Source organism: Novosphingobium sp. AAP93, assembly GCF_001296055.1.
Taxonomy (GTDB): Bacteria; Pseudomonadota; Alphaproteobacteria; order Sphingomonadales; family Sphingomonadaceae; genus Novosphingobium.
Window position 1 is genome coordinate 1 of the sequence record NZ_LJHZ01000141.1, and the last position, 2,160, is coordinate 2,160.

2 protein-coding genes are annotated in these 2,160 nt (G+C 62.9%); both read left to right on the forward strand.

Annotated features, from left to right (window positions below; translation table 11 throughout):
* Positions 1-1,224: IS21 family transposase (istA, locus tag IP83_RS19210; protein ID WP_054123851.1), on the forward strand; the 1,224-nt coding region annotated here is incomplete at its 5' end.
* 53 nt (positions 1,225-1,277) lie between these two features.
* Positions 1,278-2,093 carry an IS21-like element helper ATPase IstB gene (istB, locus tag IP83_RS19215; protein ID WP_304437619.1) on the forward strand — a complete coding sequence of 272 codons (816 nt, stop codon included), beginning with the start codon at positions 1,278-1,280 and terminating at the stop codon, positions 2,091-2,093.
* Positions 2,094-2,160 lie beyond the last annotated feature (67 nt).

The window sequence follows — 2,160 nt, forward strand, 5'->3', positions numbered from 1 at the left end:
ATGATGATCCTGGATTTGCATCGCCAAGGCGTGAAGCTCGCCGTGATCGCCCGGCAGGTGGGCGTCGACCGTAAGACGGTCCGCAAATACATTGCACGCGGGGTTGATGTGCCGACATATGGCCCGCGGCAGCCGCGCGAGCGCCTGCTGGACCCATATATTGATTACCTGCGGGCGCGACTGGAGGCCTATCCCGGGCTGAGCGCCCAGCGCCTGGCCCGTGAGGTTGGCGAGCGGGGCTATACCGGCGGTTACAGCACGGTGCGCGACACGGTGCGTTCGATGCGTCCGGCCGGTGGCGGCAAGCCCTATGCTGTACGGTTCGAGACCCCGCCGGGTCATCAGGCTCAGGTCGACTTTGCGCAGTTCCGGGTCCGTTTTGTTGATGCGCCGGATCGTGTGCAGGTGGTGTGGCTGTTCTCCATGGTGCTGGGCTTCTCCCGCCTGATCTGGGGGAGGTTCGTTCTGCGCCAAACGATGCCGAGCGTGCTGGCTTGCCACCGGGCAGCGTTCGAGGCGATCGGGGGCGTGCCGCGCGAGATCCTTTACGACCGCATGAAAACCGCAGTGATCGGCGAGGATGAGGACGGCCGCGTCGTCTATAATCGGACGCTCGGGGAATTTGCGAAACACTACGGCTATCTGCCCAAGGCCTGCCGTGCCTATCGGCCTGAGACCAAGGGCAAGGTTGAGCGCCCGTTCCGCTACATCCGGGAAGACTTTTTCCTGGGCGGCATGTTCCACGACCTGGATGACCTGAATACCCAGTTCAATCGCTGGCTGAGCACGGTGGCCAATCCGCGCCTGCATGCAACGACGGGGCGGATCGTGAACGAAGCCTTTGCGGAGGAAATGCCGGCGTTGCAGCCCTTGCCGCTGGTCCCGTTCGGTGCGGTTCTCAAGCTTGAGCGCCGGATCAGCCATGAGGGGATGGTCAGTGTTGGCGGCAATTACTACTCGGTCCCGGATGCGACCCGTCGGCGTGTCGTGGAGGTCCACAGCCTTGCTGACGAGATCCGGATCTTCGAAGATGATCGCCTGATCGCCCGCCATCCTCTGCTTGAGGGACGGCGGCAGCGTTCGCTTCTTGACGGGCACCGGCGTCATCGGCGCCGAAATGACGATCTACCCTTGCCGCATGGGTTTACCGGCCAGCAGGTCGCTCGCCGTTCGTTGGACATTTATGCTGCCATCGGCCAGCAGCTGGCAGGAGCACGCGCATGAACTCGCTCCTTCCTGATCCCAGCGCATCACTGCTTGACCGGATCAAATCCAGCATGGTGGGCCTCAAGATGCCGCGTGCGATCGAGGTCGTCGATGACTGCGTCTCCCGCCTTGATCGCGGCGAGATTACGGCTCTGGAGGCCGTGGAACAGCTATTGCTCGAGGAACTCACGTTCCGGGAGGAGCGCCGCATCCGCACCGCGCTGCGCATGGGCCGGGTCAACACTGTGAAGACGCTGAGTGGCTACGACTTCTCGTTCCAACCCTCGCTCGACAAGGCCAGGATCATGGCACTGGCCGAGCTTAACTTCGTGGCACGGGCCGAGGTCGTGCACCTGCTGGGCCCGCCGGGCACGGGCAAAAGCCATCTGGCCAGCGCTCTGGGGCTTGAGGCGGTCAAGGCGGGCAAGAGCGTGTCGTTCATTACGCTTGCCGACCTGATCGGCGCCCTGGCGAAGGCAGAGCGCGAAGGCACCTTGCGCGAACGGCTCCGGTTCTACTGCCGGCCATCACTCCTGATCGTCGATGAGATCGGTTACCTCCCGGTCATACCCGGTGGCGGCAACCTGTTCTTCCAGCTGGTCAATGCGCGCTACGAAAAAGGCGCGATGATCCTCACCTCGAACCGCGGCTTTGCGGAATGGGGCGACATCTTCGGCAGCCCCGTGGTCGCAACGGCGCTGCTCGACCGGTTGCTGCATCATGCCATCGTCATCCAGATCGATGGCTCAAGTTATCGCCTGCGCCGCCATGCCGATCTGCTGCCCGAGCACATCAGGTCCAACGCGCGAATTACGCCACCTGCGCCCGTCGAGCCTCGCCGCCGCGGACGTCCTCCGAAAAATGGAGGCACACCAATGACCGCCTGATTACCCAAACCGCAAAGTGGGGAATTTTACTTTGCCACTTCCGGGGATTTTTACAGTGCCGTTGACA

Excerpts from the sequence above, each read along its gene's own strand:
- istB (WP_304437619.1), top strand. The coding sequence starts at position 1,278 with ATGGTGGGCCTCAAGATGCCGCGTGCGATCGAGGTCGTCGATGACTGC.